Annotated in this window: 23 protein-coding genes and 1 CRISPR repeat array; of the genes, 13 read left to right on the top strand and 10 right to left on the bottom strand. The window is 51.6% G+C overall.

Features of this window, described 5'->3' with window-relative positions; genetic code table 11:
* Positions 1-213: 213 nt before the first annotated feature.
* Positions 214-795: a GNAT family protein gene (locus NSQ24_RS22240; RefSeq protein ID WP_339166605.1), complete on the bottom strand. Its 582-nt coding sequence runs from the start codon at positions 793-795 to the stop codon at positions 214-216.
* Positions 796-894: 99 nt separating this feature from the next.
* Here NSQ24_RS22240 and NSQ24_RS22235 point away from each other — a divergent pair, with 99 nt between their 5' ends.
* From NSQ24_RS22235 to NSQ24_RS22225, 3 genes are all read left to right on the top strand, one after another.
* Positions 895-2,343 carry a PLP-dependent aminotransferase family protein gene (locus NSQ24_RS22235; protein WP_311068052.1) on the top strand — a complete coding sequence of 483 codons (1,449 nt, stop codon included), beginning with the start codon at positions 895-897 and terminating at the stop codon, positions 2,341-2,343.
* Between the two features lie 91 nt (positions 2,344-2,434).
* Positions 2,435-3,007 carry a TetR family transcriptional regulator gene (locus NSQ24_RS22230; RefSeq protein WP_171505812.1) on the top strand — a complete coding sequence of 191 codons (573 nt, stop codon included), beginning with the start codon at positions 2,435-2,437 and terminating at the stop codon, positions 3,005-3,007.
* The gene (locus NSQ24_RS22225) at positions 3,004-3,405 is read left to right on the top strand and encodes a DUF5360 family protein (RefSeq protein ID WP_024985541.1); all 402 of its coding nucleotides are present in this window, start codon (positions 3,004-3,006) and stop codon (positions 3,403-3,405) included. The genes NSQ24_RS22230 and NSQ24_RS22225 overlap by 4 nt, the downstream gene beginning before the upstream one ends.
* Positions 3,406-3,428: 23 nt before the next feature.
* Here the strand turns inward: NSQ24_RS22225 and NSQ24_RS22220 are convergent, their stop codons facing one another.
* On the bottom strand, positions 3,429-3,719 hold the full coding sequence (locus NSQ24_RS22220) for a hypothetical protein (RefSeq protein ID WP_024985542.1): 291 nt from the start codon (positions 3,717-3,719) through the stop codon (positions 3,429-3,431).
* Positions 3,720-3,831: 112 nt separating this feature from the next.
* Here NSQ24_RS22220 and NSQ24_RS22215 point away from each other — a divergent pair, with 112 nt between their 5' ends.
* Positions 3,832-4,545 (top strand): hypothetical protein, encoded by a 714-nt coding sequence (locus NSQ24_RS22215; protein ID WP_339166603.1) that lies wholly within the window; start codon positions 3,832-3,834, stop codon positions 4,543-4,545.
* 103 nt (positions 4,546-4,648) lie between these two features.
* Here the strand turns inward: NSQ24_RS22215 and NSQ24_RS22210 are convergent, their stop codons facing one another.
* From NSQ24_RS22210 to NSQ24_RS22180, 7 genes are all read right to left on the bottom strand, one after another.
* Positions 4,649-5,761, bottom strand: a complete 1,113-nt coding sequence (locus tag NSQ24_RS22210; RefSeq protein ID WP_003390005.1) for an endospore germination permease — start codon at positions 5,759-5,761, stop codon at positions 4,649-4,651.
* 61 nt (positions 5,762-5,822) lie between these two features.
* Positions 5,823-6,059: a hypothetical protein gene (locus NSQ24_RS22205; RefSeq protein WP_003390004.1), complete on the bottom strand. Its 237-nt coding sequence runs from the start codon at positions 6,057-6,059 to the stop codon at positions 5,823-5,825.
* 6 nt (positions 6,060-6,065) lie between these two features.
* Positions 6,066-7,265, bottom strand: a complete 1,200-nt coding sequence (locus NSQ24_RS22200; protein ID WP_003390003.1) for a Ger(x)C family spore germination protein — start codon at positions 7,263-7,265, stop codon at positions 6,066-6,068.
* A 17-nt stretch (positions 7,266-7,282) separates the two neighbouring features.
* Positions 7,283-8,848, bottom strand: a complete 1,566-nt coding sequence (locus NSQ24_RS22195; protein ID WP_339166601.1) for a spore germination protein — start codon at positions 8,846-8,848, stop codon at positions 7,283-7,285.
* Between the two features lie 102 nt (positions 8,849-8,950).
* Positions 8,951-10,237 carry a nickel-dependent lactate racemase gene (gene larA, locus NSQ24_RS22190; protein ID WP_327927250.1) on the bottom strand — a complete coding sequence of 429 codons (1,287 nt, stop codon included), beginning with the start codon at positions 10,235-10,237 and terminating at the stop codon, positions 8,951-8,953.
* Positions 10,238-10,345: 108 nt separating this feature from the next.
* A complete protein-coding gene (locus tag NSQ24_RS22185; RefSeq protein WP_339166598.1) occupies positions 10,346-11,452 on the bottom strand; it encodes a 2-keto-3-deoxygluconate permease in 1,107 nt (368 codons plus the stop codon).
* Positions 11,453-11,473: 21 nt separating this feature from the next.
* A complete protein-coding gene (locus NSQ24_RS22180) occupies positions 11,474-12,616 on the bottom strand; it encodes a glycerate kinase (protein ID WP_003389998.1) in 1,143 nt (380 codons plus the stop codon).
* 175 nt (positions 12,617-12,791) lie between these two features.
* Here NSQ24_RS22180 and NSQ24_RS22175 point away from each other — a divergent pair, with 175 nt between their 5' ends.
* Positions 12,792-13,901, top strand: a complete 1,110-nt coding sequence (locus tag NSQ24_RS22175) for a sugar diacid recognition domain-containing protein (protein WP_024985546.1) — start codon at positions 12,792-12,794, stop codon at positions 13,899-13,901.
* Between the two features lie 386 nt (positions 13,902-14,287).
* Here the strand turns inward: NSQ24_RS22175 and NSQ24_RS22170 are convergent, their stop codons facing one another.
* Positions 14,288-15,901: a PLP-dependent aminotransferase family protein gene (locus NSQ24_RS22170; RefSeq protein WP_003389996.1), complete on the bottom strand. Its 1,614-nt coding sequence runs from the start codon at positions 15,899-15,901 to the stop codon at positions 14,288-14,290.
* Positions 15,902-16,018: 117 nt separating this feature from the next.
* Between NSQ24_RS22170 and NSQ24_RS22165 the strand changes: the two genes are divergently transcribed.
* The 8 genes from NSQ24_RS22165 (at position 16,019) to cas2 (ending at position 25,331) form a co-directional block, all read left to right on the top strand.
* Complete coding sequence (locus NSQ24_RS22165; protein ID WP_003389995.1) at positions 16,019-17,080, top strand: proline dehydrogenase family protein; 1,062 nt, start codon at positions 16,019-16,021, stop codon at positions 17,078-17,080.
* 261 nt (positions 17,081-17,341) lie between these two features.
* A complete protein-coding gene (gene cas6, locus NSQ24_RS22160) occupies positions 17,342-17,965 on the top strand; it encodes a type I-MYXAN CRISPR-associated protein Cas6/Cmx6 (RefSeq protein ID WP_003389994.1) in 624 nt (207 codons plus the stop codon).
* Positions 17,952-20,258: a CRISPR-associated helicase Cas3' gene (gene cas3 / locus NSQ24_RS22155; RefSeq protein WP_122958380.1), complete on the top strand. Its 2,307-nt coding sequence runs from the start codon at positions 17,952-17,954 to the stop codon at positions 20,256-20,258. Before cas6 ends, cas3 begins: the two co-directional genes overlap by 14 nt.
* Positions 20,231-21,763, top strand: a complete 1,533-nt coding sequence (gene cas8a1 / locus NSQ24_RS22150; protein WP_003389992.1) for a type I-MYXAN CRISPR-associated Cas8a1/Cmx1 — start codon at positions 20,231-20,233, stop codon at positions 21,761-21,763. Before cas3 ends, cas8a1 begins: the two co-directional genes overlap by 28 nt.
* 3 nt (positions 21,764-21,766) lie before the next feature.
* Positions 21,767-22,654: a type I-B CRISPR-associated protein Cas7/Cst2/DevR gene (cas7i, locus tag NSQ24_RS22145; protein ID WP_024985552.1), complete on the top strand. Its 888-nt coding sequence runs from the start codon at positions 21,767-21,769 to the stop codon at positions 22,652-22,654.
* Positions 22,651-23,301 (top strand): CRISPR-associated protein Cas5, encoded by a 651-nt coding sequence (gene cas5 / locus NSQ24_RS22140; protein ID WP_024985553.1) that lies wholly within the window; start codon positions 22,651-22,653, stop codon positions 23,299-23,301. The genes cas7i and cas5 overlap by 4 nt, the downstream gene beginning before the upstream one ends.
* 84 nt (positions 23,302-23,385) lie before the next feature.
* On the top strand, positions 23,386-25,032 hold the full coding sequence (gene cas1 / locus NSQ24_RS22135; RefSeq protein ID WP_339166596.1) for a type I-MYXAN CRISPR-associated endonuclease Cas1: 1,647 nt from the start codon (positions 23,386-23,388) through the stop codon (positions 25,030-25,032).
* Entirely contained in the window at positions 24,987-25,331 is a 345-nt protein-coding gene (gene cas2, locus NSQ24_RS22130) for a CRISPR-associated endonuclease Cas2 (RefSeq protein ID WP_319800726.1), read from the top strand. Before cas1 ends, cas2 begins: the two co-directional genes overlap by 46 nt.
* A gap of 258 nt (positions 25,332-25,589) precedes the next feature.
* Positions 25,590-26,068: a CRISPR direct-repeat array (repeat unit 36 nt; unit sequence CTGAAAGTAGCTGTGATGCTGAAAAGCGTTTAGCAC).
* Positions 26,069-26,843 lie beyond the last annotated feature (775 nt).

The raw sequence follows: 26,843 nt of genomic DNA, 5'->3' as shown, positions 1-26,843 counted from the left end.
ATGCGCAGCTGGCGGTCCATCAGTCGTCAGGACTCGGCGGCAGTTACCACCCAGGCCACTCCTTGAAAAATAAAAGGATAACCCCGTACAAGAGAAACGGGTTTATCCTTTAAAAACAACATATCTGTACAACAGAGCGCCAGTTAGCCGCATAGCCACATAAAAAAGCGCTGGATTGCCCGCCATATAGTCGTTTCGACAGCTTGAAAAAACTTACGCCTGGGGAGTGGGAGCCCCGTATTTTTCCCGGTATTCGCGGGCCAACATGCTCATCATGATGGAATCGTGGTACTGGTGATGGTAATAGAGAACCTCGCGCTGGACGCCTTCCTGTTTAAACCCGATCTTCTCATAGGCGCGGATGGCTCGTTCGTTGTAGGAAAACACGTTGAGCTCGATCCGGTGAAGATTGAGGATGCCAAAGCCGTATCCGAGCAGCAGGCGCATTGCCTCGCTTCCAAAGCCTTTGCTCTGATGCTGCAGTTCGTTGATGGCGATGCGAATATTGCAATTCCGATTGACCGGATCGATCGATTGGAGCGCAATGTCGCCGATCACTTCGTCATTGTCCCGCAGGGCGATGAGCAGCAGCAGGTTGGAAGAATCCTGGGACTTGGCGTCGAGGTAACGGTGAATCTGTTCGCGGGTAAAGCTGCGCTGTGTACCGGTCAGTCGGCGGGTTTCCGGATGAAAGAGCGTGCCAAAGTACAGATCGGTATCTGCCAGCTCGACAGGGCGAAGGTAGACGCGTTCGCCTTCGAGGAACCGGACAGGCTTGTTTGCGGATGTATGCATGATTCGATGCCTCCTTTTGATACCTTACAATAGCGAAAATGTGTATACTTGGAAATGGACAGTTTCGCAAAAAGTAAAAGGACAGATGGAGGTTCACCGATGCTTTTCGCACCGCAGTTGGACGATTCCAGCCGGATTCCCCATTACGTACAAATTTACGAGCAGATAAAGCGGCAGATTATCGCAGGGGCGTTGTCCGAGCATGTCAAGCTGCCTTCTGTCCGCAAGCTGGCTGATCTGCTGGGACTCAGCACGACCCCGGTGGAAACGGCGTACCAGCAGCTAGTCGCGGAAGGCTTTATTGCCAGCAAGCCAAAAAGCGGCTACTACGTTCAGCCACTGGCCGATCAGCAGGTGGAGAGAGCAGAGGAGAGGGAAACAAAATTGACCGTCCCTCGCTTGCAGCATCGGGATGCATCCTCGTACCCCTATGACTTTCACCTCTCGAAAAACGATTTTTCCCACTTCCCCTTTGCCCTGTGGCGGCGGCTGTTCAACAGAGTGCTGCGGCATGAACACCTGGACCTGCTTTTTTACGGAGACCCCCAGGGGGAGTATGGACTGCGAACCGAGCTGGCCCGTTATCTGCGCCAGTTGAGAGGCGTCTCGTGTTCACCTGAGCAGATCGTGATCGGGGCTGACCAGCACGGGCTGCTGACCTTGCTCGCTCTGCTCCTGAAAGCTCGCGTGGCCCGCGTCGGAGTCGAGAATCCGGGTTATCCGTTGATCGCATCGACCTTCCGCCAAAACGGCTATGAGGTGATCCCCGTCTCGCTGGAGGAGGATGGCCTGAATGTAAACGAGCTGGCAGAGAGCGGCGTCGAGCTGGTCGCGGTTTCGCCGTCCCACCAGTATCCGCGGGGAATGATCATGCCGATCGCCAAACGGCTGCGCTTGCTGGAATGGGCAAAGAAGACGGACGCCTACATTATCGAGGACGATTATGACGGCGAGTTCAGGTATCACGGAAGGCCGGTTCCCTCCCTTCAGGGCCTGGTGCAGGGAGCCAATGTGATCTATATGGGCGGCTTCTCGCAGGTGCTGGCCCCGGCCATTTGTACCTATTACATGGTCCTGCCGGAGTCTTTGCTTGAGTCCTACGACCTTTTGCTGAGAGAGCTGCTGCTGGAGCAGTCCTCATCTCCTCTGCACCAGAAAACGCTGGAGCTGTTTATGCGGGAGGGACATTTCGAAAAGCATGTGCGCCGGATGCGCAATGTCTATCGGAAAAAGCACGACACGCTGGTTCAGGCGGTCCGGAAGCACATGGGGGAGCGGACTGTAGTGATCGGAGAGGACGCCGGATTTCATGTACTGCTGAAAGTCCAGCACCAAGTGGAGGAGAGGGAGCTTTCCCGGATGGCGAAGAAGGCCGGAATCAATATCGCCTCAGCAGCCTATACGTGGATGACGCCTCGTACGGAAACGACCGAAAAAGAATTTATCGCAGGCTTTTCCGGCATTGAATTGGAGAAAATCGAGCCGGGTATCCGCAAACTGGCCGATGTTTGGTGGGGGCAGTGTTCCAAGTTTGCTTCCAAATCTTGACGCAGAGCTTGATTTGGGAGTAAACTGCTCCTTGATAGGAAAATATGAAAAACAAAATCGTTTCCTGAATTTTCGAGAGGGGGCAGGAATCGTGCAGGAGAGAATCATTCAGCTGGCCATTCGGGAAATCCACACCAAAGGGCTCAAGTTTACGATGGCGGAGCTTGCACGGCAAGCGGGGATGAGCACGAAAACGCTGTACGGGTACTTTTCCTCCAAAGAAGAACTGATCTCCGTGATCATTGAGCGCGGAGTCAAAGAGCTGCAGCAGAAGGAAGCCGAGATTATCGGGCGTACGGACATCGATCTGACGGAAAAACTGAAGCTTTTGCTGGCACTTGTCCCCAGCGGCTTTGGCAGCACCCATATCCGTCTGTGGTACGAGCTCAAGCGGTACTACCCCGAGCAGTGGGCGCTTGTTGAGGATTGTCTTCAAAACGAGTGGGAGCATGTGCGGAATATTCTTGAGCGGGGAATGGCCGAGGGAACATTCCAGCGGGTGAGCATTCCCGTCTTTATTCATATGTATATCGGATCGCTTGAGCATCTGGTGGATCGCCAGGTCGTAGAGGAGACAAACATGACGATGGCAGATGCCCTGGACGCGATGATTGAGATATTGCTGCACGGGATTGCGGGCGGCGGGGAGGTATGCGTGAAATGAAAGCGCTAAGACCTTTTTTCTGGTTGACCGACGTCGGCTTTCTCGTTTACTGGAGCATTGTCTTCCTCGAATGGCTCCCTCCCGAGTACCTCTATCCGGATTACGCCAATCCGCTGATGGTGGCCTGGAATCTGTCGTTTTTTCCCCTGGATCTTTTCATTTCCATTACGGGATTGACGAGTCTGTATTTTTATCATGCAAACCGAAACTGGCGTCCCATGGCGCAAGTTTCGCTCGTCCTGACCTTTTGCTCCGGCCTGCAAGCCATCGCCTTTTGGGGGTTCAAAGGGGACTTCGATCCCGCCTGGTGGCTCCCCAATCTGTATTTGCTCTTGTATCCCTTGTTTTTTTACCGTCTGTTTGCGGGGAAACAGCTAGACTCCGCGGCCTCCCAGTAATGCGTTTCCGGGAGATATGGCCGCTATATCTCATCCTGTTTCATATGCTTTTTGATAAACCGGAAGAAGCCCACGGCACACATCACGATAATCGCCGCCCAGGTGAACAAAAAGGCGATGCCGAGGCCGATATTGGCTCCGACCATGTCGTTGGAACGCTCATAGAGCAAGGTGAAAACAAGCGGGCAGGCAAGCGCGATATAAAGGATAAAAAAGGAAAGAGACTTTGTCGTCGTTTTCTTCTGAATGGTAAGATAAACAAAGATATGGGAAACAAGCAAGAGGATAAACGTGACAACCGTCAACAGCAGCATGCGGCAGAGCCTCCTCGAGTCTTTCTTTATCTGGGTTGTGCCCTCGAGTACTACCATAGCCAAAAACAAGCGTTCAAGCAAGCGCAAAGGAGAGTGGAGGGGGAGTGAAACGATGAAGCACGGCAGCGATACCCTGCTGATCGTCAGTTTGCTCGGGTACGGAACAACGCTGCTCCTGTTGGCCTTGATCTGGTTCCGTACACCAAAAGAGAGGGAGCCGCTTCTGTTTGTAAAACTGATGGGCTATACCTTGCTTGCGATGTTCCGTTTTTCGTTCAACCAGCTTTCGATGCCGCTCGGACTGATCGCCGCCATTCTTCTGGTGAAGCGAACGAATGAAAACAAGAAGGCGAAGCTTGCGGCCGTCTGGCTGGGGGGAATCATGTTTCTGGCGGGCTTTTTGCCAGTGGCAGACTGGATCGAAAACACGCTGTACCCGCGTACAGAGATGTCTACCTATTTGCATGAGGATTTGACGGGGAAAGGTTTTGCTATGAATGTTGCCAGTTCGGACATGCGACGCTTTTACAGCAAAACCGAAAAAGACGAGAGCGGGCGGAAGCTGTATGCCGCTCTGCGGGAATCCCGCTACATCGAGGGCTTGCCTCTGCGGGAGCGGATGGATGAGGAATACGAGCTAAAATTGTTTCAGGATACAGATAACAGGGACAACCGCTTCAAACATCTGGAGTTTCGGGTCGCCTCTGACGGATCGTATCTGAAGCTTCGATTTGAGGACAGCCAGTATGTTTTTCGGGCGTCACGGGAGTTTCAGCAGTTGTTTCAACAGATGCTGGCGGAAGAGCGTGAAAGCAGCGATGAATAGGGTCGGGAATCAGTACAGAAGCTTTGGGCTTAGGACTGTACTGAGTGGATGGAACATGCATGGACGGAACATCATGGACTCCCAACGAATCGTGCGTTGGTCCTTAGTCCTTCTGCTCCATGGAAAGAGGCGCTTCGGATTTTCCCCGGATCAAGGCCACCAGCAGCAACAATAAAGGGAGCAGCAACAGAAACGTATACGCATAAGAAAACCAAATTTTTGGTACGAACTCAAGGAGTTTGGTAATGTTCGGGTAAGCCAAAACGGATAGTGCGACCATTAAGACGCCCAAAGGCACCGTTAATGGCTTATAGGTCCTCAACTCAAGACTTTGAGCCAGTCCCAACGCCGAAACATAAAAGGTAATCGTCGTTTTGATAAATATGGACAAAAACCAAACGCCAGCCAAAAGCACTTCCACACGCTCCAAAAAGTTGCCTATACTGATTTTCTTGGCCAGCACAAAGGACGGATAAATATTTCTCGCTGTAAAATCCGAGCCAAGAACGAGTATGCATAAAGCCGTTATGATGATCAAAATGACACCACCCGCGGCAGCGCCCAGCAAGAGTGAATGCAGAACTTTTTTCGGGCGATTGACAAACGGGAGCAACATGAGAAAACAGACGAATTCTTGCAGACTTGAAAATTGTATCCCCGCTCCAAGCAGCGGCTTTATTCCGCCTTCCGTAACAGGCTCCAATTGGTTGATCTCGATTTCCGGCAGCAGTGTGAAGGTCAGAAAAAGCAGAGACACAAATATCCAGGGAAAAAATATTTCCGTGGTCCTGGCGATGACCTCAAGTCCGTATCGCGTTGCGATCACAACCACCATACTGAAGGAAATCAGTATAACTTCTACGGGGGTTTCAGGCATCACGTTTGACACGATGAAGTTTCCCAGATCACGAACCATCAGTGCCGAAAGAAAAATGAAAAATGAGAAAAACAACAAGGAGATCAACTTCCCCGGCCATTTTCCCAAAATCTTCTCGCTGTATTGGGCCAAGGTCATGCCTGGAAACAGATTTCCCAAAGCAACATACATAACAATCAACACCAAATCGATAACAATACCGATAATGGCTGCGATCCAGGCGTTCTGTTTCGCTTCCAGCGCCAATGGAGACGGTCCCAGCAAAAAGGAGGTGCCCATCGTAAAGGCAATCACAAGAACCGTCAATTGACGTATGTTGATTTTTCCTTGTTCCAGCATGGTACTCACCTCTCATTTCTGCCATTGTCTTTGCTGGAATGAACAATTGGAGAAAAGGCTGTTACTCTTTAAATAGAGACAGGATCCCGTCACTGACCGGTTTGTAAATAAAGGTAATCATTTCGCTAAGACTCGGAACCGGCACATGCAGCACTTGGAGGACACCGAGCGTGATCCCGGCCGTTAACAAGAGGGAAAATGCCCATGCTTCCTTGACGAACCTGTTTTTGACTAAAGCCGGCACCTCCATGCAGGCAATGATCATTCCCACCGCAATGATGGCTGCAGCTTTCAACATGTTGATCTACTCCTCTTTCGTTTCCAAGTACGAATTGCTGATCGTGCCAAGGCCCCGGATGTTGAAATCTACACGCATGTCAACATCCAAGCCGACAAATTCCTCATCCCAATTCTGTTTTGCCTTCTTCCAAAATCCCGGCTCCGCCCGGTGAACAGCTTCCCCAAACCCGAAAATATCCGCTTTGTACTTATGCTGAGCTTTTGAAATGGCTTGCTGCATAAATCCCTTTATTTTTTCCGCCGCTTTCGCTTCAAGGCCCCGAATCGTTTTGTCCTTGGCCAAATCCATATTGCATTGTACTTCACTGATATTTGCTTCCACGCGGACTTCGATGGCTACTTCCGGTTTTTTTCGCACGACTTTTCCCTTCATCTCGCTGTTGGTGCGGATGATTTCCAGCGCTATATTTCCGCCATTGGGACAAGCAACATATTCTGCTGTGCTTTTTACCTCATTTTGAATGTAATTGTATCCCTTGGATTCTTCCTCATTGAGCCAGCCTACGAGCTTGTCTTTTTTAAACACAGCCAATCCTTCGTACCTCAAGAGAGCGCGCGAGTCTATTCGCTGCATATTTTCTTTGGTCCCGGCAATATCCTTCGCTCCGTCAAGTGTAATGCCAGTCAGGACCGGATGCTTCCCTTCGCTGGTCATGTCCGATATCAACTTGTCGAGGGTCGCTTTTCCTGTTGCCGCCCAGGCAGTATTTGACGACTGCAAAGAATGGAACATTTTATTGGCAGGAATTTTTTCAAGCAAAGTCAAGGTTTTCAAAATTTCTTCGGCGGTTGCATCCTTTGAAACAACGAGAAAAAAATCGGTTCTGAATTCGTGGTCTCTTGAAAGAAAGTCCAACACTTTTGCAATTCCTTCTTCGGCTACCTCTTTGCCCAGCACAATTACTTGCATATGGGACAAGTAAATTTTGCGGGGCGATTTTGTCGTTGTTCTTCGCAATGCTTCAAAAATACTCGTCCCTTGTGTAGAGTAGGTAATTACGGGAGCGGTGTCCGTACCGGCTCTTTGTGCTGCCACCGCGCCGGGATTCACAATTTGGATGGATACCAGATAGTCGTTGTCTTTCTTGTCAACCCCCATGGCAACAGCGATTGCCAGCTCGTTTAATTCCCTTCTGTTCCAACATCCGGTCAAAACAACGAGAAGCAGCAGGAATAGGCATGCCATGGTAATAGGTTTACGCAACCGAATCGCTCCCTCTCTTAAGAATTTTGCTTGGATTCTGGATGTGGATGCTCGTTGTTTTCGCGAATGGTATCGTTTTGACTGATCGCTCTCGGACGTGAAAACAATGCCCATAGCGGCAAGCGGAAAAGCGTATCCTTCTGTTCAGCCAGATGAAAAGGAGCAAATGGACTCATGTACGGAGCTCCAAAGGAGCGCAGGCTGCACAGATGGAGAACGATGACAATGACGCCCAGGATGATGCCATACAGACCAAAGGATGCCGCCAAGGCCATAAGGCCGAAGCGCAACATCCGAATCGAAATTCCCACGCTGAATGCCGGGATGACGAAATTCGCAATGGCTGTAATGGCGACGACAATGACCATTGCCGGAGAGACGATGCCCGCTTCTACCGCGGCTTGACCAATGACCAATGTTCCGACGATCGATATGGACTGACCGATCGCCCGCGGCATTCTGACGCCTGCTTCGCGGAGGATTTCAAAGGTAATTTCCATAAGCAGCGCTTCCACAAAAGCGGGAAAAGGTACACCCTCGCGCTGCGATGCCAAGCTTATGAGCAGGCGGGGTGGGATTATTTCCTGGTGAAAGGTGGTGATAGCAATATACATGGAAGGTACAAGCAGGGATATAAACAGCGATATATAGCGGATCTGGCGGATTAGAGTGGCAAAATCCCAACGTTGATAGTAGTCTTCACTCGCTTGAAGAAATTGTGCAAACAGAGCGGGGACCATGAGGACGAAAGGGGTTCCATCGACTAAGATCACGACCCTGCCCTCCAACAAACCCGCCGCCGCCGCATCGGGCCGCTCAGTATTATGTACAGTGGGAAAAGGAGTGAACGTTTTGTCCTGGATGAGCTCTTCAATGTACCCGCTTTCCAGTATTCCGTCAATGTCGATTCGCTTGAGCCTGTCTCGCACTTCCTGCACGATCTTCTCGTTGGCAATCCCCTTGATGTACATGATGGCTACATCGGTTCTCGTCACTCGGCCGATTTGAATCGTTTCCAGCCAGAGATGAGGGTCTTTGATCCTTCTGCGGATTAAAGCGGTATTGGTCCGAAGTGTTTCGGTAAAAGACTCTCTGGGGCCGCGTACAACTGTCTGTGCGGCGGGCTCTGAAACTCCTCTGTCTTTCCATCCTCTGGAGCTTGCCGCGATCCCGCAGGGAGAACCATCGACCAGGATGACAGCATCTCCCGATAGCAGGAATGCAAACAAGTCATCAAAATCAGAGACTTCGTTGGTGTCGGAGACGGTAAGTGCAAAATCCCGCAAAACACGAGACACATGCGAACGGTCGGATATCTTGAGATCAATCTCCGTTTCTTTGATCGCAAGCATCAAAGATTCCAGAATAAAATCAGTGATCACTTTTTTATCGGCGAGCCCTTCCGTGTAAAGAATGGCCATTTTTATTTCTGATCGGCCAATTCTGACTTCTCGTATGATAATGTCAGTGCTGCCCCCGCTTATTTCCCTGATCCGCTTTAGATTCGCATCAAGGCAAGCCTGCAGCGGCTCTTTGCGAAGAGAACCGCATTGTTCCACGTCCAGCCGCCTCCGTTCTCCCATCAGTCTTGTAGGTAAGCCAAAATACAGCAAACAAAAAAAGGAATAGGGAAATTTCCCCTATCCTTACTATTTCCACTTTTTATTTGTCTAAACAGTCAAAAATCAAAAAACGGTTTGCAGATGATCGTCTTCCTCCACATACGGAATCGTCAACGGCCCGAGCGGGAGCACAGCCACCGTCATACCTTCTCCATACTTCTCCTTCAACTCCTCCAAGGTCTTCTCGATGTCATGGGTCGGGGTGAACATGGCCATCCTCACATCTTCATCGGAGAGCGTGGAGTAGACGTGCACATCGGCCCAGACCTGGATCACCGCCTGCTTTTGCACCTGCCACTGATCGAATATTTTAAACGAAGGATCATTGATCATGTCCAGGATTTCCTGCGGTGTCTTGCGCATTTTCAGGATGTCGGCGTAGTTGCCGTGATTGGGCAGGCCGTCGGAGCATTCCGAGGCACAGATGATCGTGCCGCCCTTCTTGACGATCTTGTGCGCCGCGCTCATCCCTTTTACCGCTTGATACAGGTTTTGATCGAGCGGGTAGCCCGAGTTGGAGGTAATGACGACATCAAACCGGTGGCCGCAGCGGATCATGGCGTGCTCCTTGGCGAAAGCGCAGCCCCGGTCATGCGCTTCGTACAGCTCGCCAGCAAAGACGGCGGTGATTTCCTTCTCGCGGTTCAGGGTGACGTTGAGCATGAAGTCGGGCTTGCACATGCTGTTGATCTCCCGCGTCATGTCCTGCACCGGATTGTTTACCATGTTGCCCCAGGTGGACAGCGGATCGCCGATCATTCTGGCATTGTGAAACGTGAGGATGGTCTCGATTCCGGCAATGCCCGGCATAATCCCTTTGGGCCCGCCGGAAAAACCGGCGAAGAAATGGGGCTCGATAAAGCCGGTGACGATTTTAAAGTCGGCCTCGACGTACTCCTTGTTCAGGTAGACGTCGCAGCCAAAGCGGCTTTCGCCCACCTTGACGAGCTCCTCCTTCTCATGGCAATGGTGGTTGATGACTCGTACATGTTCGACTACCCAGTCGCCCAGCATCTGGACGAATTCGTCTCTCGTCTGGTCCCGGTGGGTGCCCGTGCCGTTGATCACGACGAAATTTTCCAGCGGCACATGGGACAGCTCCTTCAACAGCCAGGGGACGAGCTTGTGATTGGGGGTAGGGCGGGTGATGTCGCTGATTACGATCGCCACTTTGTCTGTGCTTTTAACCAACTCGCGGAGAGGGGCGCTTCCGATCGGATTGCGGAGCGCTTCCAGTACCGCTGCTTCCTCGTCCGCCAGTCCGGGAAGATTTTTTGGCTCCAGGATGAGGGAGTGATCAGGCACTTCTACTTCCAGTCCGTGCTTGCCGTACAACAATGTCGTTTTCATGTTTCTCTCCTTTTCAACACGTATTTGTCATGATTGTCTTGATCCGAAAGGTGAAACGCCCCTGACGTCTGTCAGGGGCAGCACACGCATACATGGATGTACTAGATGTTACGTGTGGATGGTATTTGATATCTCGTGGGTTTCCAGCTTTCCGTTGATACCTCGCTTCTTTTGCCACGTATCGACCAGGATCACGCCGATAGGACAGAGGATCGCCGTAGTCAGTGTGGAGATGGAGATTTGGGCGGTCGCGATTTCCACCAGATTTTGATAGGCCTGTGCATCTGCGGCGGACATCATGCCGGAACCGGCGGCTACGGCTGCGGCTGCCGCGATGGCTGCCGGCGTTCCGACGGCGTTGCCTGCAGTCGATGCTTCCGCTACGGGGGCAATATGGCTTTTTTCGCGGAACAGCTTGAAGACCAGTATGCCTGTAGAACCGGTCAAAACGGTCGTCATGAAGCCGAGCGCCAAGCCGCCGAGCAGCACCTCGATTTTCAGGAAGGTGGCAAAGTCCATCCCGGCACCGAGGGAAAAGGCAAAGAACGGAACGGGCAGCAGCTCGCCCGGCTTCAGGAAGTCGCGCATTTCGGGATCGAGGTTGCCCAGCAGCATGCCGATGCCGATCGGCAGCAGTACAGCGATAAACGCGATGAAGGGGAAGTTCGCACCCATCATGCCCAGCGCCATCAAGGTGAAGAAAGGACCGTCATTCAGCGAAAGGACCGCAACGGCGCCGACGTCAGAGCGATTCCCGTACTGGGACGTAAGGGCGGCATACATCCCGCCGTTTCCGTTGGTCATCGCGGCGATAATCGTCATCGCCGACAGGCCGAGGAAGCCGTTCATCATGTCGCCGGACAGCTTTCCCCACAGAAAGCCGATGATCACGCCGGTAAAATACTTGGAGGCAGTCAGCAGCACGCTTTTTTTCAGCGCCGTTCCGCCGACCCGCAGATTCATCTGGCTGCCGCAGCAGAACAGGAACAGGGCGATCAGAATGATGGAGCTGTTTTTAAAGAGGGCCTCGGAAAATCCGCCGATGCGCAAAAACTCGTAATGGCCGTCTTTGGTCGCAGCAACCCCAAGGGATTTCAAAAAGTCCATGACAACGGGTATGTGCATTTGGTCAATGGTGTTCAGCAAGGCGCCGAGCAGCAGCGGAACAACCATTAATCCGCCGGGTACCTTTTCGATGGTCCGTTTGATTTTCATTCAACAATCCCCCTTGTACGCTTAGTTGTGGTTTTGCCTGGCCAGATACGTCCGGAATACTTGCTCTGCCGTCTGTGTGAGCAGCTCCGGTGCCCGCTCCATCGCTTCCTGCAGGGACATCGGCGCGTTTAGTATGCTATGAATGCTATGAATGCCGTACTGATAAAGGGTATCGATACCGCGTCCGATCGAGCCTGCCAAAACGAAAACGGGTATGCCGCGTTTCTGGGCCACCTGCGCTACACCCATCGGAGTTTTTCCTGATGCTGTCTGAAAGTCAATTTGTCCTTCCCCGGTGAGGACGAGATCGGCATCCTGCAAATGCTTGTCAAGCTGCGTGTACTCGATCACGATGTCGATACCGCGTCTCATGGACGAAGGAAAGAAGGCTTGAAATGCACCGCCGATTCCGCCTGCAGCGCCTGCCCCTGCCCGTTGATGCAGCCGGATGCCGGTTTTGGACTTCACCAGATCTGCCCACGCGCGGAGGGATTGATCGAGTCTTTCCGCCATCTCGGCAGTGGCCCCTTTTTGCGGACCGAACACGTGGGAGGCCCCGTCCGGACCGATCAGCGGATTTTGGACGTCGGAGGCGATCAAAAACTCCGCTTCGCGTATGCGAGGGTCAAAACCGCTGTCATCGATCACCTCGATCCGTTCGAGCTCGCCACCGCCAAATCCGACCTGATGTCCCTCAGCGTCGAGCAGCTTCATGCCGAGGGCTTGCAGCATGCCGATGCCGCCGTCATTGGTAGCGCTTCCACCAATCCCGAGAATAAATCGTCGGCAGCCGTCATCCAGGGCTTGTCTGATCAATTCGCCCGTGCCGTATGTCGTGGTGACTAGCGGGTTTCTTTTCTCCGCCGGGACCAGGTACAGGCCGGACGCGCTCGCCATCTCGATCACGCAGGTGACGTTGTCTCCCAAAATTCCGTAGGCGGCATCCACCGGCGTGTTCAAGGGGCCTGTGACAGTGACCTGTACCTTGCGTCCCCGGGTCGCTGCGACCAGACTTTCCATCGTGCCTTCTCCGCCGTCTGCGACCGGTACCAGAACGGTACGGGCTTCGGGGCGAACCTTTTTGATGCCTGTTTCAATGGCGAGGGCAGCGTCAAATGCAGACAAGCTTCCTTTGAATGAATCGGGTGCAATCACAACCTTCACGCTGACGTTCCACTCCTTTGTAAAGCGCTTTCATAACTTGCTTTTCATTATAGAGAAGGGGCATTCGCGAAATCATCGGTTACCATCCATAAAAATCCTGTGCAAATTATCGCATAATTTTGTTTATTATAAATAAGCGCTGGCTTAATCGATGTGTGAAGGATAAGATTTGAGTATGCTGACCTATGAGATTGCCAAACAGATCGTACGCGAAACGATGAACCGCCTCAACCGCAACATCAACATCATGGACCATACCGGAACGATTATCGCTTCGGGAGACGCTTCGCGTGTGGGTGAAATCCACGAGGGAGCTGCCGATGTCATCCGGACAGGCAAGCCGCTGATGATCACCCGCAGCAATGAGCGCCAGTACAAAGGCGCGCGCCCGGGGATCAATCTGCCGATCGTCTTTCAGGACAAGCTGATCGGTGTCATCGGCATCACGGGGGAGCCAGATGAGATCCGCGAGTTTGGGGAGCTTGTCAAAATGATTACGGAGATGATGATCAACCAGTCCTTTCTGGCCTCCCAGCTCGAGTGGAAGCAACGGCTGAAGGAAATGATTTTTGAAGAGCTGATCCAGCGGGAGATTCAGGAAGAATCCGTCGAGCAGAGGCTGGCCCTGCTGAAAATGAAACTGGAGGAGCCTTTCCAGGTCTCTCTCATCGAGATGCGTGAAATTCCGATGCAAAATCAGGAGCTGATTCAAAAAGTCGAGCAACTGATCGGCGAAACGAAATGGCTGGTCGGATTCCGCAGCGTAAACCGGTTGTTCATCCTCACTTCCGGTCTGGAGGAAGGCACAGTCATAAAAAAGCTGGAAGCCATTCAACTGTTTTTGCGGCAAAAGGAGATCCCGTTCAAGATCGGTTTGGGCTCGCAGGTGACAGAGACGGGGAAAATCGGCATGTCGCTTGAAGAGGCAAAGCTGGCATTGCTCTTGGGAAGCCAGGAGCAGGGCATCACCTCTTATTTGGATATCGAGACGAAGGCGCTGATCAAGCGGATGGACAGCCAGGCCAAACAAAAATTTCTCGATCGCGTATTTGCCCATCTCCCGCCGAAGGGGATCGAAACGCTGGAGGCGTTTTTTGCCAGCAACCTGAACATCGGCGAAGCAGCCAAACATTTGTATGTCCACCGCAATACACTCATCTACCGTTTGACAAAAATCAAAGAGCGCACCGGCTACGATCCGCAGGTTTTTCATGACGCCGTCTCGCTGCAGCTGGCAGTGTGGATGCAGCAAAATCAGGCGGGAGGCGACGGGGAAGGGCGGTAGACGGGAAGGATCTGCCGCCTTTTTTATAGTTTCAGTTGTTTCCACCTTTCACCATTGTGTAAAAAAGTGGTGAATTTGGATGCGGGAAAAAGCAGCGGGTTTGCTTTCTGTGCCGAGATGATCAAAAAGGAGTACGGTGACGAGCGCAATATTTCTCCGGCTGCCGGAGATTGTCTTTCAAGAGAGCTGGGAGGATGACCTCGGCGGCATCCGCGTCGTGGTCGAACATGTCGGGGCAGAGAAGTGGGGATAGAAAGTAAAGGGAGGGGCTGCTCGATTCAGGGCGGCCTTTTGTGATTTGTAAGGTAGTATCCCAAGGGCCCCTCTATTCCTTGTTACGTTCAAAATTCATACCTTGAATAGGCTGATTCTAGCCCAAACCCACCTCAACCCAATACCCGCTTCATCCTCCGAATCCCTTCCGCAATGTCCTCCTCCGGCAAATTCCCGTACCCGATAATCACCTTGTCCAGATGTCGCCCTTTTTGGATCGCATGCTCCTCGACCGGATAAACCCGGACGCCTGCTTGCAAAAGAGCCGACAAACTCGCCTCAGTGAACGCTTTGCCAGGGAAAGAAGCGACAATATGCAGTCCGGTCGAAGCCCCCCAAATGTCCACCTGTCCGGGAAAATGAGCCTGGAGCGCGTCGCATAGCGCTCTCCGGCGGCGCTTGTACAGCTTTTTTACCCGGCTGATGTACTTCTCCAGATGGCCTTCCTCCACAAACCTCCCCAATGCCAATTGCTCCAGTGAAGGCGTGTGCAGATCTGTAAACCATTTTGCCGCCTGATACCGTTCCACCAAAGAAGGGGGCAGCACGAGATACCCCATGCGCAGTCCCGGAGAGAGAATTTTGCTAAAGGAGCCGATGTAGATGACCCGTTCTCCGGCCAGCCCCTGAAGCGAATGGACAGGCGGACTGTCGTACCTGAACTCGCTGTCGTAGTCGTCTTCGACAATATAGCAATCGCGCTCGCCCGCATACCTGATCAGCTGGATTCTCCGCTGGATCGGCAGTGTGCCGCCCAAAGGAAACTGGTGGGAGGGCGTGACCAGCACAAAGCGCGGCTGCGCATCGGCAGGGAGAAGATTCGTCATCATCCCGTGCTGGTCGACCGGCACTGGGAGCAGCGCGGCCCCGGTCTGGGCAAAGATCGTCTGGATATCGCGGGTAATCGGGTCCTCGATCACGGCGCTAGCGCCTTTGGAAAGCAGCACCTTGGCGATCAGCACGAACGCCTGGGTCGCCCCGGACGTGATCACGATCTGCTCGGGACGGCATTGCACACCGCGCGTGCGGAACAAATAGCGGCTGAGGATCGCGCGCAGCTCCGCCTGCCCCTCGGGACGTCCATAGCCAAAGGCGTCGAGCGGAGCTTCCCGGCATACCTGCTGCATGATTTTTCCCCAAAGCGCCCGGGGAAAGCGATCGAGGCAAGGGACACCGGAGCGGAAGTCGATCGTATTTGGGGAAGGGTGGCAGATTGCTTTATCGCTCCCATACAGGGCAGTACAACCAGCCGCTGAATCGTTCACACCCGGAGAAGTTCGATCAATTGCAGAGTCGCTCACACCTGGAGAAGTTCGGCCAATTGCCGAGTCGCTCCCATCCAGTGAAATTCGAATCGTTGCCGATGGGAATGCCCGGTCATCATTTTCTAGTACTCTCTCTGGCGTCTCTGGTCCGCGCTGCCCCGTGACCCTGCCAGACAAAGGAAGGCCGGGCGGAAGAAGCGGCGTAAGCAGCGACAGATCAATACCGGGAGCCACATAATGGCCGGAGCCCGGCCGTCCCTCCAGATACCCTTCGGCCAGCAGTTGGTCGTATGCCTCCAGGACGACATTGCGGGAGACATAGAGCTCTTCCGCGAGCTTCCGCGTCGAGGGAAGCCGTTCCCCGGCACGCAGCTCTCCTTTCAGAATTTTGCCGCGAATGTCCGCGTACAACTGGCGGAACAATGGCATCGGCTGAGTGCGGTCAATGTTGATCCAGAGCATGGCAAGCCCTCTCCTTCGCAAAGTGGTACTGTCTATATCGATGAAAAGTGGACCTAATCCTAGCCAGATTAGCATGTTATCGTGTGGGAGAAAAGCGAAGAGAAGGAGGAACGGAAGATGGAGAAACAAAAGTTAGAGAATCAAAATCAACCGGGAAAAGGAGAAGTAACTGCTCGCCTGGGGCTCTCGTCCACATTGACGGAGAAGGGCTCGCCGGAAATCTTGTCCGACGAACAAAAAGCCGCAGACGTTTTGCGGACAATCGCCCGCGATCCGGACATGAAAGACTTCGTCATGCGGACTCCTTGGCTGTACCGGATTCTCTATTCGGCGGCAAAACGGTATGTGGCTGGAGAACAGGGGAGCGAGGCAGTCAGGGCGGCGGTCCGACTGCGGGAGCTCGGCTACCGGCAGTCGCTGGAGTTCATCGGGGAAAACACGGCTGACGCGGAAGAATGCCGCCGGGCCACAGACGAATTTCTCGCGCTGATCAAAGAAAGCAGCCAGCAAGGCTTGTCCGCCGACATTTGCTTCGACCTCTCCCACATCGGACTTCTGTTCGATGAAAAGCTGGCATTGGAGAATGCCGAAGAACTGGCCCGATGTGCCAAAGAGCACGGCCAGTATGTGATGATCAGCATGGAGGAATCGGCCAAGACCTCGGCCATTTACCGCGTGTACGAGCAGCTCGCCAGCCGTATGCACAACATCGGTATCACGGTGCAGTCCCATTTGCACCGCACTATCGACGATCTTCCGCGTCTGCTCGCTCTGCCGGGAAAGATCAGGCTGGTCAAGGGCGCGTTTAAGGAAGCACCGGAAGTGGCTCTGCCCCGCTCCGCCGAGCTGCGGGAGCGCTATCTGTCGCTGGCAGAGCAAATCGTTCGTGCAGGTCACCCGCTGTCCATCGCTACCCACGACGATCAGATTGTAAAAGCGGTTTTGGAGCGGGGGTATCTGGGCGATGCCTACGTGGAGCTGGAAATGCTGTTCGGTGTACGGGAAGAGGCGGCTCGCGCACTGCTCGAAGGAGGAATCCCGATACGCCTGTATGTCACCTATGGCACCGAGTGGTATTTGTACTTGTGCCACCGCCTTGCCGAGCACCCGCCGAATTTGTACCGGGCATTGGCAGATATGCTGGAGCCGGGCAGGGCGGGGGTGGAGATGTACGGATAAAGAAGCAGGCCTCTTAGCCGGTTGGCTAGGAGGCTTTGTTTTGGTGGCGTCATGAGGCATCACTGCTTGGCTCGATCATTTTACATACCAAATAAAAGTTCTAAACGCCTCAGGTTTCTGTTCTTATTTACTTTAACAAAAGAGTAAGAAAAAGGTAATAATACAATTGACCTATTGTTTCCAGAAATGGTAACATTCTGTGTGACAGCAATTTAACCCATTTACAAAACAATTAAAACATTTTGGAGGTGAAATATCAGGATGATAACGCCTGCCGCGATCAGGGTCAAGCTGCCGATTATTTCAGGAAAAGAGATTGATACGGATCACTCCGAATCCTTGTACGGAGCGATTTCTGCTATTGCACCGGCAATTCATCAGCAAGACCAGATCGCGATATCCCCGATTTTTGGTGAAAGAGCGCTTGGCAAGCGATTGAGGCTTAGCCGCAAAAGTTATTTCTTTGTTCAATGTGACGCATCCCAAATCCCCATGGTACTCCCTCTGGCGGGAAAAGCCGTTCAGCTCCGCAACGATCATATTCGCTTTGGCGTCCCGCAGTTAATGATGATTCGCCCGGCTGGAACACTGTTTTGCCGCTTATTTGTCATGAGAAATGCAATAGATGAAGAAAAAGCCGTCTCCAATCTCAGAAGCAAGCTGCTCGACCTACTGGGAGAGGAGTCAGCTCATCTGGACATAACCCCGCTGCGGAGAAGGATTGTCCGAATACACGGCAAGAAAATTACCGGTTTTGGCATCCGGATTGCAGGATTGACGGACGAACAATCCGTGATCGTACAATCGCAGCCTCTTTCTGGCCGGAGAAAATACGGATGCGGCCTATTTGTTCCGGCTGGAGGGAAAGACGATGCCAGGGATTGAACCTCCCTTTTTAGCCAAGAGTCTTACAAGCTCAGAACACGACCTGTATGCTGCCACAGTAGCAGGGCATCTGGAGCAGGTCGTGGAGACAGCCGAGATCATTGTAGAAAAGACCGGCTGGGCAATACTGCAAGTGTGTCAGTTGGAAGAGGACAAGCTCGAACCAATCAAAAGAGTGGTTCGGGTCGCGGCTCTGCTTCATGACCTTGGAAAATTGTCAGGAGATTTCGTAAACCTAATAGAAGGTAAAGATGCAGGCCCTCAGGTAGTTCGGCACGAGTTGTTGTCTTGCTGGATGTTGGAAAATTATGAACCATTGCTTCGGGCTGTAGAGCAATACATCGGGGATACGATGTGGGGAATGCTTGCTGTCAAAGCTGCTATCCTTGGACATCACTTGAGATTCCCGGATGGCGAGCAGACGTATTACGGTTCGGGTGAATTGAAGCTGTATCTTCTGCACAGGAGGGCAGATGACGTCAGGAAGCTAATCGACCGTACCTTGGGAGAGCCAGTGGATTGGAGCCAGCCCCTCTCCAGTTTCCCCAGGAGCCGTTTATTTGCGGGTGATTACGAAGAAAAGGTCATTTGCGAATGGAAGGAGAATGCGGTCGGTTTGAGTGCTTCTGAACGGAAATTGTGCTCGATCATCAGGGGAATACTTATCGCCGCTGACGCCTTGGGATCAGTCAGATCATTGTCTAGAGGGGATTGGGTTGAGAGGAAGAGTGTAGACATCCGAAACATCTTTTCAGGAATCCCACTTCAAAATGAACTGGGCGACATGATTCAAAAGAAACTGGCAAAGGTCAATACGTATTCTCCAGAGATTACGCAGTTTCAGGAAACGGTAGAAGCGGCTGCAACCTACGAGATCACGGTCTGTGAAGCAGGATGCGGGAGCGGAAAAACGATTGCGGCCTACCGGTGGGCCAAAAAAGTAAACCGCCCGTTTCTCTGTTTCGCTTACCCGACTACCGCCACGGCCACCCAAGGCTATGCAGACTATCAGCAATATTTGCAATCTGCGGGCAAAAAGCTGCACCATTCCCGGGCCGACATTGATTTTGAATTGCTGCTCAATCAAAAGGATGGCCAAAAAGAAGGGGCATTTCGCGCGTTGGAACATTTATTGCAGCCGGTGACCATCTGTACGGTCGATACTGTTATTGGTTTGACGCAGCTCTATTACTCTTCTCTTTGTGTGCTTCCACATATTCTCCAGTCGGCAATCGTCTTCGATGAAATCCATAGCTACGACGAAAACCTCTTTGCTTCGTTCCTCCGCTTTCTAAAAGAGTTCGATCTGCCTATATTGCTCATGACAGCCTCATTGCAACAAGAACGGCGGGAGGCATTGCAAAGCCTCTTTCGCGAGCTTGAAAACGAAGGGAGGAGAGCTGCCTGGTGCAAGGGCCCCGAACTTCATCAAAGCATCCCTCGCTACCGGTTGCATGCAGGGCCATCATTGCCGAAGGAAAAGCTGTGGGAAGCGCTGAACCGAAACGAAAATGTTCTCATCATCGTGAATACGACAGACAGGGCGATGGACCTGTATGAAACCCTAAAGAAAGAAGCGGCAGACAAAACCCCCGGGGCCGAGTTGTTTTGCTATCATTCGCGTTTCAAGTACCGGGACCGTTTGGCCAGGCAGCAGGAGATCGTAGAAGCGTTTCGCGGGAGGAGAGGTATTTGCGCCATTACGACGCAGATCGCGGAAATGAGTTTTGATGTCTCCTGCGATGTACTTATGAGCGAGATCGCTCCGTTTTCTGCGGTGATACAGCGTTTAGGCAGATTAAATCGCACTGCAAAGCCTGGGGATTCTCCAGGTAGAGCCTATTTCTGGATGCCCGAGAGTATAAGTCCGTATGAGAAGCAACGTGATGATGTTTACTTGACAGAGAAAATCCTGCGGGAGAATGCGGAGAAACCTCTTTCGCAGGCAGATTTGTCAATCCTGCTGGCGACGATGAACACGAAAAAACGGGAAGTCAGGCAAATGCTATCCGGGTGGGAAGAGCTTCCGGAAACGTTGACAGGCTCGTTGCGTGATGAGTCTTCGCTGGTCGATGTGATCGTCAAAAGCGATTTTGAAAAGACAGGCGGAAGAAAGCAAGCCAGCCGCTCCAAAATCATGGAGTATGTTCTTCCGGTAAATCGAGGGAAGCTCCCGCGGGGTGACTGGATGAAATGGCGTCATGTGTACATTGTGCCGGATGAAGTGATCGACTATGACGAGAAGCGGGGAGGGATGGTAAAGGGATGCAAGAGTGGAAAGAGTTCAGGTTGAATGATCCCGGGATGGGACCATATCATCGGGCAGGGCTTGCCGGATTGACCGCCAGTCTGGTCATGCTGGGAAAATGGAATGCACTTCCCGCGGCTTTGGATTCATTTGAATATGACGAACAGAAACTTTCAATGTCCGGTTTTCAGCCTACAGCAGAATCGCTGCATAGTCTGCTCCAGGCTGTGTACCGCTTGAATGATGATGGCCTGTTTGACTTTCCTGTTCTGGAAAGTTGGGGCCCTTTTCAGAAAGCGGAACTGCAGAAGTTGTATCTGGGCAGTTTTTTGCAGCATCCCAGTGCGCGGAAGGCAGAGGGGAAACAAAAAGAAAAGAATAGTCCGCTAGACGAGAAAAAACTGGAGTACAGCTATTTGCCATTAAGAGACTTTATCCATCGCGACCAGGCGACGTGTCAGAGAATTGCGGAGGCAGTTGCCAAACAAAAAAGCATGGATATAGCGGGCTGGGCACTTCCCGGCGGAATCGTCAAGCATAACGCCGTGCAAGAAACCGGTTTAAAGGAAAGTCCCGAAAAGTTTTTTCTTCTGCTGTTTGCGCCTCTGGGTTGTCTCTTTTTCCAAGGGCACGCCGGATTGTCCAATGGAGAGCGGGACAAGCGGACACAGACATTGGTAGCGGTGCCACGGCCTCGCCAGTTACGCTCGTTTGTTGACTTGCTCCTCAGATTTTATGAGCGGACAGGCAGCGAGAGAGCATCCGGGAAGGTTCCGCTTATTCGCGTCCAGGGAGTAAAAGAGGCAGCGCTGCAGGCGGCCATGCTGCTTCATTTGCAAAATACCCCAAAGCTCAGACGATTGTCTTGTGATTTTACGGTAGTACGGTTTGGTACCGTTAGCTGGTCAGCCCAGCAAAAAACACGGACAGCATTGTTTTCCAGCACATGCCTGTCTGAGGAAACCGTACAAAAATATCAAATTGCCCATGACAAGCTGCATCGAGCGGGAAAGGGCACACATTTCGTCTACTGCCCGTTTTTGGGCCAAATCGCCGACAATCTGGTGCTTGGAAACGATGAATGGTACCGGGGAATTTCTGCGTATATGACGGACGAACGGCGAAAAAGCATGATCTATTGGCAAAGGAGGCTGGGAGAATTGGTACAGGAAAAAATGATCTGGAAAGAACAGAGCAGAAGAGAATTTGTCGGCTTGATGCATTCTGCGATCCGCAACCGTTTTGGAAAGGTGAGTAACGAAGCCAAGCATGCGGGCGGTGACCTAAGTACGTTTTTTAAACGAGAATACGAGCGAATGCGCCAACTGTTTGTCAACTGCCGTACCCAGGAGAAGTTTCGGGAAAATTTGATGGATTTTGTTACAAGAACGAGACCGAGTGTCCCCGCGGATAGCACGAGGAGCGAAAACGAATTGCTGTTGCTTGCCTGCGAAGCGGATTGGCGGGAAGGAAAGGACCTATGCTTGCTGGCATTGGCCTCGTATCGTGGCAAGGAAACCGAAAAATATTTGGACCAAGGGGAGGAATAAAGCATGACTAAACATCTGCATGCGACATTTGTCACTCATATCGGAATCGCGGCAAACAATCGGGGAGAGACGGAGGGCAACATCACAACCCTGCAAAAGATTATGTGGAAAAACGATTTGTACACAACGGTGTCAGCAGAGGCGATTCGTTTTGCGCTCCGATACTACTGGCAGCAGCAATACGAACGGACAGGCGATGAAGCATACCTCGTCAACCGGGTCTATGATGGACAAACCTATCAATGGAAAGATGAATCTTTTGCCGATGAAGGCGAGTTGTACATTGATGACGATGTGCTGGGCTATATGGATGCCAAGGCTCCGAAATCAGACAGCAGTGAGGATTCCAAAGGGAAGAAAAAAGGGGCTGCTAAAGTGCGCCGGGGGGCACTGGAAGTATCGCGCGCTGTTTCCCTGCTGCCCTTCCTGGGAGAAACCAGCTTTAATTCAAAAGGGGGCGTAAAGACGAATACCTCATTATATGGTACAGAAATGCACGCAACCAGCTACCAGTACAGCATTTCCCTGACACCCCGACAACTAAAAAGAAAAGAGCGGATCGCGCTGGTTGTCGAAGCGCTGGCCTCCTTGCATTACGTAGGGGGAAATCAGTCCCGGTTCTTGTTCGACTTCAGTCCGCAGCTTGCCGTTTTCCGGATTACACATGACCCTGCGCCGCGTATCCTGTTTGTCGCAGAGCCCGAGGGAGACTTGTACTCTGTCCAAACCTTGATCAAAAGAGTGGAATCAGGCGATATTGCTGCGGATGAACTGGTGATCGGAGGAGAAATGGCTGCAGGCGAAAGAGAGCAATTGCAGCAGCTCGGAGTGAAGGTCCACAAAGGAGTACTGGAAGCCGCAAACGTCGTAAAGGCGATGGATTGGACATGAGTCAAGCAAATACGTTATGGCTCAAGGTATCGGTTCCGATTGCTTCTTTTACGGTTCCGCAGGCGAGGGAGTTTCTGGAGAGCTATCCGTTTCCTCCACCTACCACTGTCTATGGCATGCTCCTCTCGTTTATCGGCGAAACGGATCCCAACGCATTTAAGGGAACGGGTCTGGCCATTTTGGTCGAGGGTCTGCCAGCTTCTTCGGTTGTCCTGCGCAAAATGAGACGGTTTAAAGATCGCAAAATGGCCAGCGATAAGAACAGCAAGCCGGATTTTCAAGAAGTTTTGACCGGACTGGTCTTTTATGCCGGGATTCAAAGCAGCGGGCAGGGAGAGCAGCGTTCATTGGCGCAGGAGCTGTCAAATGCGCTGCAAAATCCGGAAGCCATCCAGCGTTTCGGAGGGCTTTCCTGCGGCGAATCTCATAATCTGATCGACCAGATTCATATCGTACAGCACCCGCTCGCAGCTCAACAGAAAACGGATACAACTATTTGGGGACTGCTCCCGTCAGAGGAGGGAGACTGGAGCGTGGCGGTCTGGGCCGATCACGTCAATTTGTCAAACACGAGCTGGGCGCAAGCAGAGTTTGTCCCGATAGAAGAAACGGTCCCGGAGCAATACTTTTTTACGATCGGAGCATAAGTACGAGGGTGAGCGGTTTGAATAATTCCATCAGTGCCCATACTGGAAATGATAGTAAAATTCTGAACCAGGAGGGTGTTGAGGATGTCGGCAGCAGCGGACCAACCGCTCACCCGCATCATGGCCTTGCATGCGCTGGAGTATTGTGAGCGACTGTTTTTTCTGGAAGAGGTAGAGGAAATCCGACTCGCGGATCGGGCAGTATACGACGGCAGAAGACTTCATGAGGAAATGCCTGAGTACATAGAATTGACCAATTTTACACTGGAGAGTCCCACTTTAGGCATACGAGGGAAAGTGGATTGCATCAGGTCTGTAGATGGCAATTGGATCCCGTACGAATACAAAAAAGGACACGCCAAAAAGTCAAGTTCCAGGGGTATTTATGAGGCTTGGCCGTCCGATGAAATTCAAGTTGCGGCCTATGCGATGCTTCTGGAAGAACACTTCGGTCAACGCATTCCGGAAGGCAAGGTCTACTACGCTTCAGATCATCGGACAGTGAGTGTCCCTGTGGATGAGCAGATGCGCAGCAGAGTCAGACAAGCGATCAGCCGGGCAGAAGCATTGAGAGCCTCAACGGAGAGGCCTCATATTACAACAAATGAACGTCTGTGTGCCAGATGTTCTCTGGCGCCGGTCTGCCTCCCGGAAGAAGAACGCCTACTGGATTCACCGAAACGGGAAGTCATCCGTCTGTTCCCGGAAGACCGAGAAAAGTTGGATCTTCATGTGGCAAGTCACGGGGCATATATTCGTCGCTCCGGTTTGTCTCTCGTAGTGGAGCAAAGGGACGGGGAGAAAGAGGTATTTCCGAGCGAGCAGATAAACTCGTTGTCGATCCATGGACAAAGCGTTCAATTATCCACCCAGGCTCTGATGTTATGTGCGGAGAAAGGAATCGCTGTCCATTGGTTAACTGGCGGAGGGAATTATATCGGGAGCGTAACAAAGGCGGCTGGAGGTGTCCAAAGACGGCTTAGACAATATAAGGCATTAACGGATGATGCAGTAAAGCTGGCTTTGGCAAAAAAATTGGTTTTAGCGAAAATGGAGTCCCAGCTTCGTTATGTTTTGCGGTGTACCCGTGGAAAACCGCGTTCCAATACGGTAGTGACTGCTGTTGAAGCCATACGGCATGCAGTATCTCACAGCCAAAAAGTGAAAACGACAGAGGAACTCCTCGGATGGGAAGGCAGTGCGGCCAAAGCGTATTTCGCTTGTTTTGCGGAATTTACAGCAGATGAGCTGGAAGCTGGAATGGCTTTTTCCCATCGCAATCGCCGCCCTCCGAAAGACCCGGCGAATGCCCTCCTCTCTTTTTACTATGGCATGCTGTACAAGGATTGTGTGGAGGCCATCACCGTAGTGGGGCTTGACCCGACGATCGGTTTTTATCATCAGCCGAGATCACAGGCGTATCCACTTGCACTGGACCTAATGGAAATTTTCCGCGTTTCCTTGTGTGACATAACCGCGATGGGAACTATACACCGTAAGCAATGGGATGTGGAAGAGGACTTCACAAAAGCCGGAGATCAGGTATGGCTGAGCGAAGCAGGCAAGAAAAAGGCGATCGCCGCTTACGAAAGACGAAAGCAGGACACCTGGAAACACCCGGTGATTGGCTATTCGCTTTCGTATGATCGCGTCATCGAGCTGGAAGTTCGGCTGTTGGAAAAAGAATGGTCAGGCAGGCCCGGTTTGTTTGCGCAAAGCAGGTTGAGGTAACGAGAATGAGCGGAAAAATGAAATATTACCTTGTCTGTTACGATATTCGTGAGCCCAAGCGGTGGAAGAAGTGTTTTCGACTCATGAAGGGTTACGGAGAGAGAATCCAGTACTCGGTTTTTCAATGCTATTTATCTGAACGTGCCATGGCTCAGCTTCGTTGGGAGTTGGCCAAAATCCTGTCAAAGGAAGACAGCTTGTTGATTGCCCCGATTTATGCTCCTGACCAGAATAAAATCATACAGTGGAACATGAGCGCCGAATGGAGTCCGGATCGGGAGCGGTTCAAAACGTTGTAAGTCGTTTCAAGCACCAGGGTCATTTTTAAGACTGAACCCGAAAAAAGGTTGATGAAGGCCGTTCATGACAGGGTTTGGGCCAATATCCTGTTTAAGCAGGTGCTTGAAAATCGGGAGGAATACTGGTAAATCAATAGGTATGGGGATTGTATTCCTGTGGAAGAAAGGGGCCTTTTGTAAAAAGTGAACTGCTTTGCCAGAGGTGCTTGAAATGAAGGGCGTCTTTCCCATGTGTATCAAGGGTTATTTGCGGAGGCTCTGAAAGTAGCTGTGATGCTGAAAAGCGTTTAGCACTATAAGAAAATCGCCCTTTATTTAAAGGACTAGGGGTGTTCTGAAAGTAGCTGTGATGCTGAAAAGCGTTTAGCACTTCCCGTAAGATGCTCCGCATACCCCAGCAGAGCCCTGAAAGTAGCTGTGATGCTGAAAAGCGTTTAGCACAGGTGGTAGATGATGGGTATGATCAATTACAAGCCTGAAAGTAGCTGTGATGCTGAAAAGCGTTTAGCACGGACGGTACGCCATCGTCCGCAAGCACGACGACCTTTACCCTGAAAGTAGCTGTGATGCTGAAAAGCGTTTAGCACGGATTAGATGTGGAAGCATCTGCTTCAGGCGTTAAATACTGAAAGTAGCTGTGATGCTGAAAAGTGTTTAGCACTGGTCAGTGGTGTTTGACTTGAGTTGCTCCAGGTGACCGACTGAATGTAGCTGTGATGCTGAAAAGCGTTTAGTACCTGCCCCAATTAATCTCTCTGGTCACACTTATTAAGGGAACTTGTGGAACTCCGGCATGAAAAAGGGGAAGGACTTGTTACTTCGGATGTCAACACCAAACTAGGAAGTTTTCTTAAGTGCCTGCTCTTTGTAGGCTAATGGGCTGAGATAACCCAATATCGAGTGAATTCTTGTTTCGTTAAACCACTTGGCGTATTTTCCTAGTTTCTAGCTTCAACTATGTCAGCGACTCAAACTGTCGATTCTTTACGAACTCTGCTTTGATCAGCTTAAAGGTTGCTTCCGCAACTGTATTGTCATAGGGGCAGCCCTTCATACTCAATGAACGCTTGATCTTGAACGTGTTGATTACTTCATTAATTGTACGATTTTTAAACTGACTTCCACGATCAGTGTGAAAAAGCTAGATTTGGCGTAGATCTCCTTTTACACTTGCAAATACTTCATAGACTAGTGCGGCTTGAATTTTCTGCAGCCGTGACCGATTAAACAAGTAACGAGCAAACAAATATAGTGCCATTTGTTTCCAACCCGAACGTAGGTCAAGTCACTCACAACGGCTTCCATTGGTGCTTCTTTCGTAAACTTGCGATTAAGTTCGTTCTGGATCGGCAATCGTTACATGACGCCACTTTATACTTCGCAACTGTGTAGACGGAGACCAGGCCGTTTTTCTTCATCAAACGTCCAATGCGTCGTCTGGAAACCGTTATTCCCTCTTCTTGAAGTTTTGCTTTGATCTTCCTTTTGCTCCATAAACGCGCTGATTCTCTT

Origin of the sequence: Brevibacillus sp. FSL L8-0520 (assembly GCF_037963895.1) — a bacterium.
Classification (GTDB): domain Bacteria; phylum Bacillota; class Bacilli; order Brevibacillales; family Brevibacillaceae; genus Brevibacillus; species Brevibacillus borstelensis.
The sequence above is the reverse complement of the archived record's forward strand: the minus strand, read 5'-3'. Positions and strand labels throughout refer to the sequence as shown.